Genomic DNA, 17,817 nt, shown 5'->3' with positions numbered 1-17,817 from the left:
GGATCACGTATCCGCCAACAGGCCGATCCCATCATGTGGAAACCTTGATTCGGCCCCTCCGATCGTGGAAACCTCCTGTCGCCAGCACGCGCCGAGCCGAAGGGAGCAGCCAGATGACGACGCCTCAGCTGCTCACCCGAGCCGCGTCCTGTTGTCGGCGCTGACGCCTTCGGCGCCCTCCCTCCGTCCCCGGCCGGCCAGACCGATTGCCGTGTGGTGAGAACAGGTGCCGTCCGACGCGCCCCCGTCCGCCGTCGCCCCGGCGTGACCGTACGCCCACCGACATCCCTTTCCTCCTGATTTGCGAGCAAAGATGGCCCCGCAGCTCACCCCCGTCGTCCGCACGTTCCTCGACAGCCGCCCCGGCTTCCTGCTCGGTGAGGAGACCGGTGTCCGGGCCGCCTCCGGAGCGGTGCTCCCGGTGCTCGACCCCTCGTACGGCACACCGTTGGCGGAGGTCCCGGCGGCCGGGCCGGAGGACGTCGACCGGGCCGTCCGGCTGGCCGGGGCCGCCTTCGCCGACGGCCGCTGGCGGGCCAGGCCGCACCCCGAGCGGGCCGCCGTACTGCACCGGATCGCGGACCTGCTCCAGGCCAACGCGGAGCACCTCGGGCAGCTGGAGTCGCTGGACGCGGGCATCCCGTACGCGACGGCCCGGCACCTCGCGTACGGCGCCGCCGAAACGTTCCGGCACTACGCGGGCTGGACCGGCCGCCTCTACGGCGACGTCAACCCGACCGCGCCCGACGTGCACTCGTACACGCTGCGCCAGCCCGTCGGCGTGGTCGCGGCGATCGTGCCGTGGAACATGCCGCTGCTGATGGCCGCCTTCAAGCTGGCCCCCGCGCTGGCGGCGGGCAACAGCGTCGTCCTCAAGCCCGCCGAGCAGACCCCGCTGAGCGCCCTGCTGCTGGCCCGGCTGGCGCTGGAGGCGGGCCTGCCGCCCGGCGTGCTCGCGGTGCTCACGGGGGACGGCACGGCCGGTGCGGCGCTGGTCGACCACCCGGGGGCGGACCTCGTCGCCTTCACCGGCTCCACCGAAACCGGCCGGGCGATCCAGCGCGCCGCCGCCACGGGCGTGAAGCGGGTGCTGCTCGAACTGGGCGGCAAGAGCCCCAACATCGTCTTCCCCGACGCGGACCTGGACGCCGCCGTCGCCGCCGCCGGAGCGACCGCCTGGCAGCACTCCGGCCAGATCTGCTTCGCCGGCACCCGGCTGCTCGTCCACCGGTCGGTCCACGACGAGGTGGTGGAGCGCGTCCGCGCGGACGCCGCGAAGCTCACCGTCGGCCCGGCGTTCGACGAGGGCACCGACCTCGGGCCGCTGATCTCCGCCGCCCAGCTGCGCCGGGTCTCCGGCTACCTCGACCTGGCCCGCGAGGCCGGCCTCGACCCCGCCGGCCGGGTGCTCGACCGGCCCGGCCACTACGTCACCCCGACCGTGCTCACCGGGGTCGACCCGCACTCCCGGCTCGCCCAGGAGGAGATCTTCGGGCCGGTGCTCTCGGTGTTCGCCTTCGACACCGACGAGGAGGCGCTGCGCCTGGCCAACGGCACCGCGTACGGGCTGGCGGCCGGCGTCTGGACCAGGGACCTGAGCCGGGCCCACGCCTTCGCCCGGGACCTGCGCGCGGGCACCGTCTGGGTCAACACCTATGGCCTGCACGACTTCTCGGCCCCCTCTGGCGGTGCGGGCCAGTCCGGGCTGGGCCGCGAGCACGGGCGCGAGTGGATCCACGCGTACACCGAGCCGAAGGCCGTCCACGTCCAGCTCTGAGCACCGGGGCAGGCCCGTGCCCGCGCTACCCCACCAGCCCCGCAAGCCCCCCCACGAGGCAAGGAATTCATCACCATGGCAGAGTCGGCCGACTATGTGATCGTCGGCGGCGGCACCTCCGGCCCGGTGCTCGCCGCCAGGCTGGCCGAGGACCCGTCCGTCAGCGTGCTGCTGCTGGAGGCCGGCGGGCCGCTGACCCAGCGCGAGAGCCTGGCCCCCGCGCTCTGGCCGTACACCCTGGGCGGCGCCCTCGACTGGGGCTACGCCACCGTGCCGCAGCCCGGCCTGGACGGGCGCCGGGTGCCCTGGCCGCGCGGCCGGGTGCTCGGCGGCTCCTCCGCCCTCAACCTCGGCGGCTGGATCCGGGGCAACCGGGCCGACTACGACGCCTGGGCCGCGTACGGAGGCCCCGGCTGGTCCTGGGACACCCTGCTGCCGCTCTACCGCCGCGCGGAGGACAGCGGACGCGGGCCGGCGCCCTGGCGCGGCACCGGCGGACCGGTCCGGCTCCAGGAGGCGGGCCCGGCCGGCCCGTTGTACGAGGCCGTGCAGGCCGCCGTCGAGCAGGCGGGCTACGGCGGGAGGACCGACGTCAACGGGCCGGACCAGTTCGGCAGCGACACCCAGGAAATGATCTTCGTCGACGGGGTCCGGATCACGCCCGCCGCCGGCTACCTGGCCGATGCCGCCGCCGGGCACCGCCCCAACCTGACCGTCCGCACCGGAGTGCACGTCACCCGCGTCCTGTTCGAGGGCGATCGGGCGACCGGCGTGGCGCTCCAGGGCCCCGACGGGCCGGCCGAGATCCGGGCCCGCCGCGAGGTCGTCCTGGCGGCGGGCGCGATCGGCAGCCCGCAGCTGCTGCTGCTCTCCGGCCTCGGCCCCGCCGACGACCTGGCCGCCCTCGGCATCCCCGTCCGCGCCGACCTGCCCGGCGTCGGCGGCAACCTGCACGACCACCTGCGGGTGCCCTTCGTCGGCCTCGCCGCGCCCGGCGCCCCCGGGCCCGCCCCGGCCGTACCCACCGAGGAGAACCTGCGGCTCTGGGAGGACGGGCGGCGCGGCCCGCTGCGCGACCTCGCGGGCGGGGGAGTGGCCTTCCTGCGCACCGACCCCGCGCTCACCGCCCCGGACATCGAACTGCTGCTCGGCACCGGACCGCAGCCCGGCCACGACCCCGCCCGCACCGGCTACCTGCTCGCCCCGGTCGTCCTCCAGCCGCGCAGCCGGGGCCGGTTGCGGCTCGCCTCCGCCGACCCGGGGGACGCACCGCTGCTCGACCCGGGCTACCTCGGCGACCCGGCCGACCTGAACACCCTGGTCGCCGGGTTGCGCGCGGCCCTGCGGGTCGCCGCCCAGCCGGCGCTGCGCCCCTGGACGGCCGAGCAGACGCTGCCCGCCGACGCCACCGACGAGCGGCTCGCCGCCCACGTCCGGGCCACCGCCGACACCGTGTTCCACCCCGTCGGCACCGCCCGGATCGGCCGGGACGACGACCCGGACGCCGTGGTCGACCACGCCCTGCGGGTGCGCGGCGTCCAGGGCCTGCGGGTGGCCGACGCCTCGGTGATCCCGGTGATCACCCGGGGCCACACCATGGCGCCCGCCGTCCTCGTCGCCGAACGCGCCGCCGACCTGATCCGGCGCTGACCCCGTTACCGACCCCGACCCCGGCCCCGGCCCGACGCCGGTCCCGTCCCCGATCCCTGGGAGCCCCCGCATGACCCCCGCCCCCGACGCCCCCGACGCCCGCGTCCGCCTGCTCTGGTACCTGACCAGCCCCGACGGCCCGCTGCCCTGGGAGGAGAGCGGCCGCTGGCCCACCGGCTTCGGCCACCTGCGCGAGCTGGCCCGCACCATCGACCGGCTCGGCTACTACGGCGCCCTGCTCGGCACCGGCCGCGACGACGGCCTGACCGTCACCGCCGCCCTGCTCGGCGACACCGAGCGGCTGCGCTTCCTGCCCGCCGTCTACCCCGGCCTGCACTCCCCGGCCAAGCTCGCCCAGATCGCCGACACCCTCCAGCGCTTCTCCGGCGGCCGGCTCCTCTTCAACGTCGTCAACGGGCAGGACGCCACCCTGGCCGGGTACGGCGTCCACTACGAGCACGACGAGCGCTACGACTTCAGCGCCGAGTACTGGGACGCCTACCGCCGGGTCCACCGGGGCGAGCACCAGGCGTACGAGGGCCGCTACGTCCGGCTCGCCGCGCGGCCCGACGACGAGGGACCGCTCTCGCCCTGGCCCAACGACCCGGTGCCGGTGCCGCTCTGGGGCGCGGGCACCTCGCCCGCCGGAGTCGCCCACTCCGTCGGGCTGCTGGACACCTACCTCAGCTTCGCCGACACCCCCGCCCGGCTCGGCGAGAAGTTCCGCCGGGTCGGCGCCGAGGCAGCCAGGCTCGGCCGCACCCTCAACTACGGCACCCGGTTCCAGATCATCGTCCGGGAGACCGAGGACGAGGCCTGGGCCGCCGCCGAGGACCTGCTCCACCGCACCGGCCACCGCACCGCCGTGGACCTCGCCGGGTGGAACCTGCGCGGCCGGTCCCTCGACGACTTCCGCACCGAGGACCCGGCCGTCGAGCGCCGGCTCGCCGCGCTGCGCGCCGGGCGGCTGCCGGAGGTCCGCGACCTGGAGGTCCACCCCAACGTCTGGACCGGGCCCAGCCTCTTCGGCTTCGACGTGGTCTCCCCGGCCTCCGGCACCTACCTGGTCGGCAGCGCGGAGAACGTCGCCGCCCGGATCCGCGAGTACCGCGCGGCGGGCGTCGAGTCGTTCATCCTCTCCGGCTTCCCGCTGATCGAGGAGGCCCACCGGGTCGCCGACCTGCTCTTCCCGCTGCTCGACCTGGACCCCGCCGACCCCGCCGACCACGCCGACCCTGCCGCTCCCGCCGCGACGCCCGCCGCCGCACCCGCCCTTCACGCCTGAGGACCCGCCACCATGCCCAGCCACCGCGTACTCACCGCCGCCGCGCTCGCCGCCGCCACCGCCCTGGCCGCCACCGCCTGCGCCCGGCCCGACCACGGCCCCGCCGCCGGAGCCGGCTCCGCCCCGCCGGGCGCCGTCAAGAACCAGGCCGCCGTGGACGCCGCCAAGGCGTTCCTGGCGCCCTACCTCACCCGGACCGCCACCTGGAACGGCCCGGCCGACTCGCCGCCGGTCGCCCCCGGCAAGACCATCGTCTACCTCAACCGCTGGACCTTCTCCGAGACCAACACCTACGTGGTGGAGACGGCCAGGAAGATCGCCGACTCGCTCGGCTGGAAGTTCGTCGCCGTCGACGTCAGCAAGGACTTCAACGCGGGCGTCACCCAGGCCCTCCAGCTCAAGCCGGACGGTCTGATCTCCATGGTCACCGAGGGCGACGCCGACAGCGCCGCACTCGCCCAGATCGCCGCCGCCAAGGTGCCGCACATCGACTTCACCCTCGGCACCACCGACTACAACCTCAGCAACCCCGGCATCAGCCACATCATCGACTACCACTACTACGACCAGGGCCGGATCACCGCCGCCCAGGCCGTCGTCACCACCGGTGGCGACGCCCGGCTCGGCCTCTTCCGGACCGCCCCCAACTCCTCCAACCGCCAGGAGATCCAGGGCATCAAGGACTGGTTCGCGCAGAACGGCGGCGGCGCCGTCGCCGCCGACCAGCAGATCCCGGACGGGCTCCACGGCACCCCCCAACTCGGCCAGGCCGCCGTCGCGTTCGTCCAGGGCCACCCCGAACTCAACGTCCTCTGGCACGAGTACGACGGCATCGCGATCAGCGCGGTGCCCGCCATCCGCGCCGCCGGGCTGGCCGCCAAGGTGCCGCAGATCTCCAACGAGGGCGATGCGCCCACCCTCAACTTCATCCGCACCGGCGCCGGCCAGATCGCCGACGTCGCGCCCTCGTACGGCTGGGCCACCTACGCGGCCTTCGACGACCTCAACCGGATCTTCAACAACGTCGAACCGCCCAAGGACGACGGCGTCCCGCTGCGCCTGCTCACCAAGGACAACCTGCCGCCCGAGGGCGAGCGCTTCGACGGCGGCTACGACTACGCGGGCCACTACCGCAAGTTGTGGGGTGTGAAGTGAGCCGGGCCCCGAGCGCCGCGCCAAGTGATGCCCCGACCGCCCCGGCCGGGGCCGGGAGCGCCGCCGCGCTGGAGGTCCGCGGGCTGAGCAAGTCCTTCGGCGCCAACCGGGTGCTGCGCGACCTCGCCTTCGCGCTGCGCCCCGGCGCCGTCACCGCGCTGCTCGGCGAGAACGGCTCCGGCAAGTCCACCCTGGTGAAGGTCCTGGCGGGCGTCCACGCCCCGGACGGCGGCGAACTGGCCGTCCACGGCGAGCCCTTGGCCCTGCCCCTCACCCCCGACCGGGCCCGCGCCGCCGGGCTGCGCTTCCTCCACCAGGACCTCGGCCTGGTCGAGGAGTTGACCGTCGCCGACAACCTGGCGCTCACCCTGCGCGAGCGCCGCCCGGCGCTCGCGCCCGTCAACCGGCGGGCCGAGGCGGCCCGCGCCGCCGAACTCCTGGACGCCTTCGCGGTGGCCGCGCCCGCCGGAGCCCATGTGGCCGACCTGCCCGCCTCGCAGCGCGGCATGCTGGCCGTCGCCCGGGTCTTCGGCGACGTGGGCGCGACGCCCGTCGTCTTCCTGGACGAGCCGACCGCCGCCCTCGCCGCGGACGACGTGGCCCGGCTGTACACGGCCGTCCGGCGGATCGCCGAGCGCGGCGCGAGCGTGGTGCTGATCTCGCACCGGCTGGAGGAGGTGCTGGAGGTCGCCGACCAGATCCTCGTCCTGCGCGACGGGCGCCTGGTGGCCGACCGGCCCAATCAGGGCCTGACCGTCGCCCGGCTGGTGGAGGACATGACGGGCCGCCCGCCGGCCCCCGTCGACACCGCCGCGCCGTCCCCGGCCGCGGGGGAGCCGGTGCTGGCCGTCCGGGGCCTGCGCGGTGCCCGGCTGCACGGCGTCGACCTGGAGCTCCACCCCGGCGAGGTGCTCGGCGTCACCGGCCTGGTCGGCTGCGGGCGCAGCGAACTCGCCCGGATCGTCGGGGGCTCCCAGCGCCCCGCCGGCGGCGCGGTCGAGGTCGACGGGCGACCCCGGACCTTCCGCTCGGCCGCCGACGCGATCGCCGCCGGGATCGTCAGCGTGCCGCAGAACCGCCACCTCCAGGGCGTGATCCTCGACCTCACCGTCCGGGAGAACCTCACCCTCGGCGACCTGCGCCCGGTCAGCGGGCGCTGGGCCGTCAGCGGCGCCCGGGAGCGCGCCGAGGCGCGGCGGCTGATCGAGGAGTTCGACATCCGCCCCGGCGACCCCGAGGCCGACGTCCGCTCGCTGAGCGGCGGCAACCAGCAGAAGGTCGCGCTCGCCCGCGCCGTCCGGCTCGCGCCCCGCGTCCTGGTCCTCGACGAGCCGAGCCAGGGCATCGACATCGGCGCCCGGGAGGGCATCGCCCGGGTCGTGCGGCGGCTCAGCGAGGACGGCGTCGCCGTGCTGCTCGCCACCTCCGACCTGGACGAGCTGATGGACCTCGCCGACCGGGTCGTCGTCCTGGACCGGGGCCGGGTCACCGCCACCGTCCCGATGGCCGGCACCGGGCGCGCCGAGCTCTTCCACGCCATCACCGCCTCGGCCGGTGCTCCCGCCGCCGGCTCCGCAGCCCAGAAAGGCACCGCCGCATGAGCGCGCAGGCCGCTGCCCCGTCCGCCCCGTCTACTTCGTCCGCCCCTTCCGGCCCGTCCGCCCCGTCCGCCCCGTCCGCCCGGTCCAGGACCGCCCTGCGGCTGGCGGCCCAGTGGTCGCTGGCCGGGCTGCTGCTCGCCTTCGTGGTCTTCTTCTCGATCGCCCGGCACGGCCAGTTCGACACCGGCACCAACGCCCGGGCGATCCTCTACGCCCAGTCCGTCACCGTGGTCGTCGGCATCTCGGCGATGATCTCGGCGACCGTCGGCGAGATCGACATCTCGATCGGCGCCGTGATGACCATGAGCGGCGTCCTCACCGCCTGGGCGTACGGCCAGGGCTGGTCCACCCTCCCGGCGGTCGGCCTCGGCCTCGCCTCCGGCCTGGCCGCCGGGGCGCTCAACGCGCTGCTGATCGTGCGCGGGCGGATCAACTCCTTCATCGCCACCCTGGCCGTGACCACGCTGCTCACCGGCTTCGCCCAGCTGGTCACGGGCGGGCTGACGCTCTACAAGTCCATCCCGAACGGCTTCAACGACGCGGTGGCCTCCACCGTCGCGGGCATCCCGCTGATGGTGCTGTACGCCGCCGCGATCGCCGGTCTGCTCGGCTATCTGATCTCCCGCACCCCGTTCGGCCGGCGGATGCGCGCCAGCGGGACGGGCCGGGAGGCCGCCGAACTGGTCGGCATCCGGACCTCGCGGTATGTCACGGCCGGGCTGATGACCGGCGCGTTCGTCGCCGCGGTGGCCGGGGTGCTGAACACCGCCCGCCTCCAGTCGGCCGGCCCCGACGGCGGCTCGGCGGTGATGCTGGGCTCGATCGCCGCCGTCTTCCTCGGCGCGGTGGTCTCCCCGCGCGGCCATCTCAACGTCGGCGGCACCGTCCTGGCGGTCCTGACGCTGGGCATCGGCATCTCGGGGCTGACGATGATGGGCGCGCCCTCCTGGGTGCCGGACGTCTTCAACGGCCTCGCCCTGATCGCCGCCCTGCTGATCTCCCGGGCGGGCCGCCGCACAACGAGGTGACCGCACGGACCACGCGGGCCCTGCTTGGAAATTCACTGCCGTGAGGCGCCAACGTCGCGTTGTCACATCTCTATTGCGCACCCATGGGGATGGCTAGCATGGGCGCTCCGCAAGGGATCAGCCAAGGTGAATGGGAGGAACCACCCATGAGTGCACTGGTACTGGACATCCGCGACGCCGGCCTGCTGGACATCGACGACGAGGTGATCGCGTTCGAGGACGAGTTCGACGCGGACCTCGCTCCGGCGGCGTGTCTCGCCGACCCGTTCGTCACCTACGTTCCGACACGGTTCGACTGTGCGGTGAACTCCTGACCTTCGCCGCGCACATGGCCACCGGGGACACCGGGGCCACCGGGTGACCGCCGCGCGGGCGACCGTGCGGCGGTCACCCGCGCGGTGTGCGGAGCGCGCCGGGCCGGACCGGGGGGAGTGGAGGACGAGTGCCGTCAACAGCACCGGCGGGCGCACAGCCGGACCCGGGTACGGCCGAGGCCCTGCGGGAACGGATCGCGGCCCTGGTGGCGTCCGAGCCCGGCGTGCGGCGTCAACTGCACTGCGATGACGACTGGTTGTACCTGCACGACCCGGACATGCCGGTGCTCGCCCACGGCTGGAAGCTGCACGTCTCGGCCCGCCCCGACCAGTTCCCCCGGCTGCTCGACCTGGTGCTCCCGGTCCTGCTCCGCCGCACCTGCGACGCCAAGTTCGCCGCCGGCGTCGCCGTGCTGCGCGAGCTGAACTCCGGGCTGCGCGCCGCGGCCGCCGTCGGCAAGGCGGTCACGGTGTACCCGCCCGAGGGTGAAGTGGTATCGCTCGGAACGGAGTTGGCGAACGCGCTGGCCGGCTGGGACGGGCCGAGGGTGGTCAGCGACCGGCAGGTGCGGGCGGACGCTCCGGTCTACTACCGCTACGGCCTGTTCCGGGTCGCCGCCGACGACTCGGCGCTCACCATGGCCGGCCCGGACGGGCGGACGTTTCCCGGCCTGGCCGAGGCCAGGTACCGCCAACCACCGTGGGTGAGCGACCCGTTCGCCCCGTACCCCGCCGCTCGGCCGGCGACCACCCGGGTCGGCGACGGCCGCTACCGGATCACCGCCGGGATCACCCGCTCGCCGAACGGCCATGTGTACCGCGCGGTCGAGGCCGCCACCGGGCGGGAGCTGGTGGTCAAGCAGGCGCGGGCCTTCGTGGCCGAGGACGCCGCCGGCATCGACGCGCGTGGCCGCCTCCGGCACGAGCGCCGGGTGCTGGCCGCGCTGGCGGGTGTGCCCGGGGTGCCGCAACTGGTCGACTACTTCCGGCACGGCACGGACGAGTACCTGGTGAGCAGCGGCTGCGGGCCGCGCGACCTGCGCCGGGACGTGCTCGAATCCGGTCCGTACGACGCTTCCACCGGCGGCGGGGACGGGCGCGGGCGTGACTGGTGGTCGCTGGCGCGCGGCCTGGTGCGGGTGCTGGACGCGGTGCACGCGCGCGGCGTGGTGATGTGCGACCTGAAGCCCGCGAACGTCGTGCTGAACGCGTCGGGCGGGTGTTCGCTGGTGGACTTCGGGGTCAGCGCCCTCGACGGCGAGCGCCCCGGCGGGGCGACCCCGGGCTACGGGCTGCCCGGCGCGCTGGACGCCCAACCCGCCGACGACTACTACGCGTTGGGGACGACGCTGCACTACGCGCTCACCGGTCTCGACCCGGTCGTGATCGACCCGGACCACGCGACCAACCGCGACCGCACCCTGGCCTGCCTCACCGGCGTGCTCTCCGATCCCCACCATCCGGCGGCCGCACTGGTGGTGGGCCTGCTGAGCTTCGGCGCGGAGGAGCGCACGGCCGCCGCGGCGGCGCTGCGGGGCGGCGGGAGGCTGCCCGTCCGCGCCTCGGTCCGCCCGCCCCGCGTCACCGCCGGGCTGCTCGGCGACCTCGTCGACCACACGGTCACCGACTGCGTGCGGATGGCCCGCGAGCTGGTCGCCGCCGACCCCCGGGGCGGGGAGCCGCGCGTCCTGCTCTCGTTCTACGACGGCGGCGCCGGCCTCGGCCTCGAACTGCTGCAGCACGCCGAGCGCCCGGACGCCCGCGCCGCCGCCGCCTCGCTGGCGCACTGGACGGCCGCCCACCCCGCACTCGGCCGCCTCAACCCCGCTCTCTACGAAGGCCGGACGGGCGTCGACCTCTTTCTCGCCCACGCGGCCGATCTGCTGGGTACCGCTCCGCCGGCCTTCGTGGAATGGCACCCGGCCGACGGCTGCCCGACGGACCAGACCGCCGGAGCGGCCGGCATCGGCACCGGCCGGCTGCTGCTGGCCGAACGGGCGCGCGCGGCCGGCCGCGCCGGGGAGGCGGAGCGGCACCTCGCGGTGGCGGCGGCGTGCGCCCACCGTCTGGTCACCGGCCCTCCCGCCGGGCCCCGGGAGACGCCCAACCCCGGCACCGCGGCACTCGCCGAGGGCTTCGCACACGGCCGGGCCGGCCTCGCCCACTTCCTCCTCGCCCTGCCCGATGCCCTGCCCGATGCCCTGTCCGGCGCCCTGTCCGGCGCCCTGCCTGACGCCGGGCCCGAGGCCGCCGCGCGCCGCATCGTCGACGCCCTCGCCGACGACATCCCGCGCCTCGTCGAAGCCGCCGCCCGCCCCGGGGCCACCCGCCGCTACGGCTCCTGGTGCCGGGGCCTGGCCGGCATCGGCATGGTGCTCGTCCAGGCGGGCCGCCACTACGGCGAGGACGGGTACGTCACCCTGGCCACCGACGCGGCGGCCGCCTGCCGCGCGCTCGCCCCGAGGATGGGCCTGGTCGTCCAGTGCTGCGGCCTCGCGGGCGTCGGGGAACTCCTGATCGACCTGGCCCTGACCACCGGGGACGAACAGCACTGGCACGCCGCCGAGGAGATCGCCGGCTTGATCCTGACCCGCGGCGGCGGTCCGGTGGGCTTTCCGGTCTTCCCCGGCGGCAACCCCACCACCGAGTCCGCAGCCTGGGCCGTCGGCACCGCCGGGGTGCTCTCCTTCCTGCGCCGCCTGCACCGCCGCGGCGGCCCGAGGCTCGGCATGCTGATCCAGAGCTGATCCGCGACCACGGCGGCAAGACCGTCGCGGTTGCCCAGGTCAGCGCCGCGTGGCTCGGAGTGGGAAGTCGGCGGGTCCGACTTCCTGGTCCGCCGGCCGACCGCCCCGAGCCGGCCTCGGCCGTGGCCTGAACGAGCAGCGAGGAACGCGGCGCTGCTGCGAAGCGCATCCCGCTGCCGCAGCAGGCACGGGGTGAGCAGACAGCCGGGCGCGCCGATGACCACCGGCTCGGACGGTTGTAGCCGACCCGCTCGGCCTTGCTGGGCTTGTGGCTGAAGCGGGCCTGCGGATCGTGCGGGGAGACGAGCTCCACCGATGACCACGGGGCCGGGGCCGGGGCGGGGTGGCAGGGTTCCCGTCGGCAGCTGCTGCGGACGGTGAGTGCGAGGGACTGTGGCGCCTGCTCAGCCGGTGCCGAGAACGGCCGGTACCTGTCCGTCAACGATGGGGCCGGTGACGCGGTGTCCTGCCGGACGCCTCCGAGCCGGTGTCGTACGGCCGGGGAGCCGCCCGGCAGGCCGGAGGGAGTCAGACGGCCGTGCGGCCGCCGTCCACGGGCAGTACGGCGCCGTGGACGAAGCTCGCCGCGTCGCTGGCCAGGTAGGCGATCGCTTCGGCGATCTCCTCCGGTTCGGCCGGTCGGCCGGCCGGGGCCTGGGAGGCCAGGGCGCCGAGCTCCTCGCCCATGCCGGCCGTGCCCTCGGTGCGCACCGGCCCGGGGCGGACGGCGTTGACCCGCACCCCGCGCGGGCCGTACTCCGCGGCCCACGCCTTGGTCAGCAGTTCGACGGCCGCCTTGCTCGACCCGTACAGGGCCATGCCCGCGGCCCCGTACGCGGCGACCATGGTGCTCACATTGACGATCGCACCGTGGCCCCGTTCGGCCATCGCCGGCGCGAGTTCCGCCACCAGGTGGAACGGCGCCTTCACATTCAGCGCGTAGACGGTGTCGACCTCGCTCTCCGCCGCCTTCTCAGTGGGCCCGAACGGGTAGACGCCCGCGTTGTTCACCAGGATGTCGACCCGGCCGCCGCCCAGGTCCACGGCTTGCCGGGCCAGTTGCCGCACCAGCCGCGCCTCGCGCAGATCGGCGGCGACGAAGTCGGCGCTGCCGCCACCGGCGCGGATGGCGGCGACCACGGACTCGCCGCGGGAGCCGTCGCGGCCGGCGACCAGTACATGCGCTCCCCGCTGCGCCAGCAGCGCCGCGGTGGCGGCACCGATGCCGCTGGTCGCGCCGGTCACCAGGGCCACGCGCCCGGTCAGATCAAACGAACCCATGAGGTTGTCCTCCGTGTCGGAAAGGGTGAGCTGACATACGGGGAAGCGCTCCTTCCCCGAGGGATTCCGTTCTCGTCATCGGCGATTCCCGGGGCCCGCTTGACCAGCGACCACAGCGTGCGGCGGCCGAACAACCGACCCCGGTTGAGGTTCCCGTCCGGGGAGCGGATCGTGGGAGCGTCCCGGTCCGTCGTGCCGCGCGGCCCCGAGCAGGCGCGCGGCAGCCGAGCAGCCGTGCGCCACCCGAGCAGGGGCGAGCACGAGCACCCGAGGGGAACCCATGGCGTCCAGCAGACGCAGCCGCCTCCGCGCCGCCGCGGCGTTCACCGCGGCGGTCCTGGTGGCCGGCTGCTCCTCCTCGTCGGGCGGCAGCAGTCCGTCGCCCGGCGGCGGCAGTGGCTCGGTGTCCGCCGGGGTGGCGATGCTGCGGCAGAGTCTCGCCGCCTTCGAGAAACCGCTGGGCGCCGACGACGCCGGGCGCGCCCTCGACAGCCTGTCGGCGGCCCTGAGCAGTGCCGCCGCGCAGGGGGTCAGCCAGGACACCATCGGCATCGAGCTGGTGAACTGGGAGCTGCGCCGGCTGAGCACCCCGGAGGGCCGGCAGACCTACCTGGCCAACGGGGCCGCGCTCAGTGGGCACATCGTGCCCGCCGCCGGCTCCTCGGCGCCCGCCGCGCCCACCCTGGGTGCCGGGGCGGCCGCGTACCAGGACAGCCCGAACCCCGGTGCCGGGCTGTCCTTCTACTTCGTCAACGGCATCCTCAACAACTTCGACTCGGCGACCCAGGGGAAGCAGCTCCTGGAAACCACGCTGACCCAGAAGCTGGGCTACCCCGTCCACATCAACCTCGCCTTCAACGCCTCCCACGCGAGCATCGCGCTGTACACCTTCGGCGCCTGCGGTGAGGCGCAGCGCGTCACCAAGAACCACCCCGTCCCGGAGACCGAGCAGCTGGTGAAGCAGGTCTGCACGCTCGGCGCAGGCGCTATGGCCGCTACGCTCGTCCTGACGGACGTCGTCAAGAACGACTTCAGACAGACGATCGTGCAGCGGGTGGCAGACCCGGACTTCGCGTCCGACCCGGTCAACGTCAAGCTGATCGCGAACGTGCAGCAGGATCTCAAGCAGGGCAACCGCGTCGTGCTGCTCTCGCACAGCCAGGGCGGGCTCTTCCTGCGCAACGCGTTGCCGAGGATCGGGACCGGGCTGCCGGTCGGGGCGCTCCTCGTCGCCCCGCCGTACGGCACCGGCGACGAGCTGAACGCCAACGGGATGCGGGACGTCATGTTCGAGCACGACTGGCTGCTGGAGGAGGGAGTCTCCCAGGTCAATCCCACGGTCACGGCTGCGGATCCGCAGCAGGTCTACGACGGCAGCACCTTGTCGACCTACCTCATCCACTACCTGGCCAACTACCTGTACTGCGGCTCGGCTTCGGCGAACCAGATCGGCGACCGGGCGCGCGAGGTGGTGGACTACGTCAACTCGGTGCCCGCCTCCCGAGGTGGCCCGCGGCCTGCGCTGCCGGGGACGGCGCCCCACGGTGACGGCCTGCCTGTGCAGGTGGAGGGCTGCCCGGCACCCCAGTCGGGGAGCGGGACTCCCAGCGAGAGTCCGACCACCGGGACACCGTCCGAGAGCCCGTCCGAAACCCCCTCCGGGACGCCGTCCGAGAGCCCGTCCGAAACGCCGACCGCCGAAACGCCGTCCGGGACACCGACCGGCACGGAGCCCACCGCCGCCTACTACGTCTTCATCCTCAACAACGTCGCGGACCCCGGGAACATCCTCATCGGCACCCTCCAGGACGTCACCGGAAAGCGGACCTGCGACTTCACCGACGGTGGGAACTGCGCCGACCAGGGCGGCGCCGACGTCCCCTTGCAGTACACGGCGCAGCTGGGCCCGTTCCCGAGCCGCGCGGACGCCGAGGCCGCCTACTGCGCCAACGCCGCCAGCCCGCACGCCGGCCCGGGCGGGTCCGGCACCAAGGTCTACATCTTCGGCGGCAGCTACTGGGCCGACAACGTCAGTGTCAGCTGCCCCGCCCCGCCGAGCCCGTAGCGGTACGCGTGATCGGGTGGAGTCGCGCGACCGCTCCCGTTCGGAAGGCATGCCCCGGCACGTCACGTCCGCAGAGCGGCAAGGTCACGCGAGCCGGTCCCCTGGTCATGACGACCGCCCGCTGAACTGTCAGTCGTGCAGCTCGATTCCGGGTCGGCGGTGGGTATGGCCGTCAGACGACGACGCGCGTGGGCAGGGCGTCGGCCCGTCCGTAGGCCAGGACCTCCGGGAGGACCTCGCGGAACCGGGCGAGGTCCTCGGCCGGCGCCTCGATGGTGGCCTCGATCTCGGGGTCGTCCAGCCCCAGGGCCGCCAGGTCTGAGGGGTCCAGGCTCACCCGGAGGACGTTCCCGGTCAGCACGACTTCGCGCACACATCCGTACGCGGTCCCCTGATCGGCCGTGACCAGGCAGTGGGTGTCGAATCCCAGGGCGATGTCCTGCTCGTCCGGCTCTTCTTCGCCGGACATGAACAGCAGGATGAAGCCGCTGCCGTCCGCGTGCTCGGCGAGGCCGGCCTCGGCGAAGTAGCTGTCGGGGTCCGTATCCGCAGCGGCGGCCCGGGCGGTGAACCGATAGGTCATGGCACGGTTCTATCAGGGGCGCTCATCGAGGTCGGGCGGAGGGTTGGACGGGTACGGGGCGTGGCAACGGGTCAGCGGGGGCGCGCCGGGGCGAAGGGGATGCCGGAGGTCAGGCCGCGGTGGCCGATCATCAGGGACTCGCCGAGGAAGCTCACCCCGATGGAGAGCTGGACGGGGCGTGCGTTCTCGTGCATGCCCAGCTTCGCCGCCAGGGCGCCGAAGCCGGCCGTGACCGCCAGGGTGCCGATCACGGCGAGGAAGGTCCGGCCGGTGTAGCGCTGCCACAGGACGCCTTCCCTTTCGAGGAGTTGGACGGTGGCCCCGCGGAGTGCGCCGAGTACCGCACCGAGGGCGCTGCCGGTGACGACCCAGATGAGGTCGGTGCCGGTCAGGTCCTTCGCCTTGGTCAGGGACAGGATGCCGATCCCGGTCAGGATCACCGGGGCCGCGAAGAGGTCCCTCGCGTTGACCGGTTCGCCGGTCAGCCGTTTGATCACGACCGCGGTCACGACCACCGCGACGATCGCGGTGAGCAGCCAGGGGTTCACGCACGTACCACCCATCTTTATGGCAGGGTCGAGCTAAAAAAATGTTAGCCCGACCGTGCTATAACGGCAATGTGCCCAAGATCGTCGATCCCGTCGCCCGCCGCAGATCAGTGGCGCAGGCCGTCCTGTCCGTGGCCGCCCGGCACGGGCTGGAACACGCGTCGCTGCGCAACGTCGCCGACGAGGCCGGACTCGCCATCGGCTCGGTCCGCCACTACTTCGCCGACCACGAGGAGTTGATGACCTTCACGATGCGCGAGCTCGGTCAGCGCATCGGCGACCGCGTCCGCGCGCACGCCGAGCGGCTTCTCGCCCCCGACGGCCCCACCGACCGGCGGGCCGTGACGGAGGAACTCCTGGCCGAGTTCCTTCCCCTGGACGAGGTCCGCCGCCAGGAGGCCGCACTCTGGCTCGCCTTCACCGCCGCGGCACACACCCGCCCCGAACTCCGGCCCTGTGCGGCCGAGATGCAGGACGGCATGCACGCCCTGCTGTCCCGCGTGCTGTACGAAGCCCGGCGCGCCGGCGGGCTGCCGGGCGGCCTGGACATCGAACTGGAGAGCACGCGACTGGCCGCCCTCCTCGACGGACTCACGATGCAGGCGACGCTACGACCGGACCGTTACCCGCCGGAGCTGCTCCAGCAGGTGGTGCGGCGGCACCTGGACGCGCTCAAAGCGGGCAGCTGACCTCCGGGCGGTGAGCTCGGCACGCCCGGTCCAGGGGGTGGGTGGCACGGCCAGGGCCGCTTCGGACCGCTGCGCGAAGAATCGTGCGGGCATCGTCCGGAGGATCACGCAGACTGGCACCGTGACTGACATCAGCGTCGAGCTCGTACGCACTCTGGTCTCCGAACAGTTCCCCGAGTGGGGTGACCTTCCGGTCCGGCCGGTGGTCCGTCAGGGCTGGGACAACCGGACCTTCAGGCTCGGCGAGCAGCTGGTCGTGCGCCTGCCCAGCGCCGAGGGCTACGTGGCCGGCGTCGAGAAGGAGGACCGCTGGCTGCCCGTTCTGGCGGAGCACCTGTCGATACCCGTACCGGTACCGGTCGCGACCGGTCGCCCGGCGGCGGGCTATCCGTTTCCGTGGTCGGTGCGGCGCTGGTTGCCGGGAGAGACGGTCGAGGCCGCCACGGGCCTTGACCGGATGCGGCTGGCGCGCGACCTCGGGGCGTTTCTGACCGCCCTCCGGAACGTCCCCGCCGAGCAGGGCCCGGCCGCCGGCGGTCACTCCTGCGGCCGGGGCTGCCACCCCGGCGTCTACGGCGACCAGGTCGAGTGCGCGCTCGACCGGCTCAAGGATGTCGTCGATGTCGCGGCGTGCCAGGCCATTTGGGCGAGCGCGCTGGAATCGGCCTGGCCGTTCCCGCCGACCTGGTTCCACGGTGACGTCGCCGTCGGGAACCTGCTCACCACCGACGGAAAGCTGTCCGCGGTCATCGACTTCGGCACCTGCGGCGTCGGCGATCCCGCCTGTGACCTCGTCATGGCGTGGACGTTCTTCGTCGGTGACGAGCGGAGAGCATTCCGGGAGGCCGTCGACCTCCCTGACGACGCCTGGCGACGGGCGCGGGGGTGGGCGCTGTGGAAGGCGCTGGTGACCATGGCCGGACTGTCCAGCCCTGACCCCGAGGGCGCCCAGAGCCGGATTCTCGTCCAGGTGATCGAGGACCCGCTCATCGACTGATCAGGAGCCGGCCCGGCCGAGCTCGGTGTATCTGGGGGGAGAGGAATGGGAAGTCGGTGGGGCCGACTTCCCGGTCCGGTTTCAGGGGTTGGGAGTT

At 74.1% G+C, this 17,817-nt stretch carries 14 protein-coding genes; 11 read left to right on the top strand and 3 right to left on the bottom strand.

Translation table 11 applies throughout. The features are described from left to right. Positions 1 to 301: 301 nt before the first annotated feature. The 8 genes from ACIO5D_RS09665 (at position 302) to lanL (ending at position 11,557) form a co-directional block, all read left to right on the top strand. The gene (locus tag ACIO5D_RS09665) at positions 302 to 1,777 is read left to right on the top strand and encodes an aldehyde dehydrogenase family protein (protein ID WP_400794571.1); all 1,476 of its coding nucleotides are present in this window, start codon (positions 302 to 304) and stop codon (positions 1,775 to 1,777) included. 75 nt (positions 1,778 to 1,852) lie between these two features. Further along, positions 1,853 to 3,427: a GMC family oxidoreductase gene (locus ACIO5D_RS09660; protein ID WP_400794569.1), complete on the top strand. Its 1,575-nt coding sequence runs from the start codon at positions 1,853 to 1,855 to the stop codon at positions 3,425 to 3,427. Positions 3,428 to 3,497: 70 nt separating this feature from the next. Next, positions 3,498 to 4,712 (top strand): LLM class flavin-dependent oxidoreductase, encoded by a 1,215-nt coding sequence (locus ACIO5D_RS09655; protein WP_400650068.1) that lies wholly within the window; start codon positions 3,498 to 3,500, stop codon positions 4,710 to 4,712. Between the two features lie 12 nt (positions 4,713 to 4,724). Beyond that, positions 4,725 to 5,867, top strand: a complete 1,143-nt coding sequence (locus ACIO5D_RS09650; protein WP_363604362.1) for a substrate-binding domain-containing protein — start codon at positions 4,725 to 4,727, stop codon at positions 5,865 to 5,867. Next, complete coding sequence (locus tag ACIO5D_RS09645) at positions 5,864 to 7,468, top strand: sugar ABC transporter ATP-binding protein (RefSeq protein WP_400794567.1); 1,605 nt, start codon at positions 5,864 to 5,866, stop codon at positions 7,466 to 7,468. The genes ACIO5D_RS09650 and ACIO5D_RS09645 overlap by 4 nt, the downstream gene beginning before the upstream one ends. Further along, the gene (locus ACIO5D_RS09640) at positions 7,465 to 8,496 is read left to right on the top strand and encodes an ABC transporter permease (protein WP_400794565.1); all 1,032 of its coding nucleotides are present in this window, start codon (positions 7,465 to 7,467) and stop codon (positions 8,494 to 8,496) included. The genes ACIO5D_RS09645 and ACIO5D_RS09640 overlap by 4 nt, the downstream gene beginning before the upstream one ends. Before the next feature lie 146 nt (positions 8,497 to 8,642). Beyond that, the gene (locus tag ACIO5D_RS09635) at positions 8,643 to 8,810 is read left to right on the top strand and encodes an SflA family class IV lanthipeptide (RefSeq protein WP_363604368.1); all 168 of its coding nucleotides are present in this window, start codon (positions 8,643 to 8,645) and stop codon (positions 8,808 to 8,810) included. Positions 8,811 to 8,938: 128 nt separating this feature from the next. Next, positions 8,939 to 11,557, top strand: a complete 2,619-nt coding sequence (lanL, locus tag ACIO5D_RS09630) for a class IV lanthionine synthetase LanL (protein ID WP_400794563.1) — start codon at positions 8,939 to 8,941, stop codon at positions 11,555 to 11,557. 528 nt (positions 11,558 to 12,085) lie between these two features. Here lanL and ACIO5D_RS09625 read toward each other — a convergent pair. Continuing rightward, positions 12,086 to 12,838 carry an SDR family NAD(P)-dependent oxidoreductase gene (locus ACIO5D_RS09625; protein WP_363604370.1) on the bottom strand — a complete coding sequence of 251 codons (753 nt, stop codon included), beginning with the start codon at positions 12,836 to 12,838 and terminating at the stop codon, positions 12,086 to 12,088. A gap of 280 nt (positions 12,839 to 13,118) precedes the next feature. On the opposite strand from ACIO5D_RS09625, the gene ACIO5D_RS09620 reads away from it, so the two are divergent. Next, entirely contained in the window at positions 13,119 to 14,903 is a 1,785-nt protein-coding gene (locus ACIO5D_RS09620; RefSeq protein ID WP_400794561.1) for a hypothetical protein, read from the top strand. Positions 14,904 to 15,075: 172 nt separating this feature from the next. Here ACIO5D_RS09620 and ACIO5D_RS09615 read toward each other — a convergent pair whose 3' ends face one another. Both ACIO5D_RS09615 and ACIO5D_RS09610 read right to left on the bottom strand, forming a co-directional pair. Next, positions 15,076 to 15,486, bottom strand: a complete 411-nt coding sequence (locus ACIO5D_RS09615; protein WP_363604372.1) for an Imm10 family immunity protein — start codon at positions 15,484 to 15,486, stop codon at positions 15,076 to 15,078. Positions 15,487 to 15,557: 71 nt separating this feature from the next. Beyond that, entirely contained in the window at positions 15,558 to 16,034 is a 477-nt protein-coding gene (locus ACIO5D_RS09610; protein WP_363604373.1) for a DUF1453 domain-containing protein, read from the bottom strand. Between the two features lie 71 nt (positions 16,035 to 16,105). Here ACIO5D_RS09610 and ACIO5D_RS09605 point away from each other — a divergent pair, with 71 nt between their 5' ends. Next, entirely contained in the window at positions 16,106 to 16,723 is a 618-nt protein-coding gene (locus ACIO5D_RS09605) for a TetR/AcrR family transcriptional regulator (RefSeq protein ID WP_400794558.1), read from the top strand. A gap of 121 nt (positions 16,724 to 16,844) precedes the next feature. Beyond that, entirely contained in the window at positions 16,845 to 17,720 is an 876-nt protein-coding gene (locus tag ACIO5D_RS09600) for an aminoglycoside phosphotransferase family protein (RefSeq protein ID WP_400794556.1), read from the top strand. Positions 17,721 to 17,817: the final 97 nt, after the last annotated feature.

Origin of the sequence: Kitasatospora sp. NPDC087315 (genome assembly GCF_044744345.1) — a bacterium.
Lineage (GTDB): Bacteria > Actinomycetota > Actinomycetes > Streptomycetales > Streptomycetaceae > Kitasatospora.
This window is presented reverse-complemented; position numbering and strand designations above follow the sequence as displayed.

Excerpts from the sequence above, each read along its gene's own strand:
- ACIO5D_RS09660 (WP_400794569.1), top strand. The coding sequence starts at position 1,853 with ATGGCAGAGTCGGCCGACTATGTGATCGTCGGCGGCGGCACCTCCGGC.
- ACIO5D_RS09640 (WP_400794565.1), top strand. The coding sequence starts at position 7,465 with ATGAGCGCGCAGGCCGCTGCCCCGTCCGCCCCGTCTACTTCGTCCGCC.
- ACIO5D_RS09615 (WP_363604372.1), bottom strand. The coding sequence starts at position 15,486 with ATGACCTATCGGTTCACCGCCCGGGCCGCCGCTGCGGATACGGACCCC.
- ACIO5D_RS09655 (WP_400650068.1), top strand. The coding sequence starts at position 3,498 with ATGACCCCCGCCCCCGACGCCCCCGACGCCCGCGTCCGCCTGCTCTGG.
- ACIO5D_RS09620 (WP_400794561.1), top strand. The coding sequence starts at position 13,119 with ATGGCGTCCAGCAGACGCAGCCGCCTCCGCGCCGCCGCGGCGTTCACC.
- ACIO5D_RS09625 (WP_363604370.1), bottom strand. The coding sequence starts at position 12,838 with ATGGGTTCGTTTGATCTGACCGGGCGCGTGGCCCTGGTGACCGGCGCG.
- ACIO5D_RS09635 (WP_363604368.1), top strand. The coding sequence starts at position 8,643 with ATGAGTGCACTGGTACTGGACATCCGCGACGCCGGCCTGCTGGACATC.
- ACIO5D_RS09650 (WP_363604362.1), top strand. The coding sequence starts at position 4,725 with ATGCCCAGCCACCGCGTACTCACCGCCGCCGCGCTCGCCGCCGCCACC.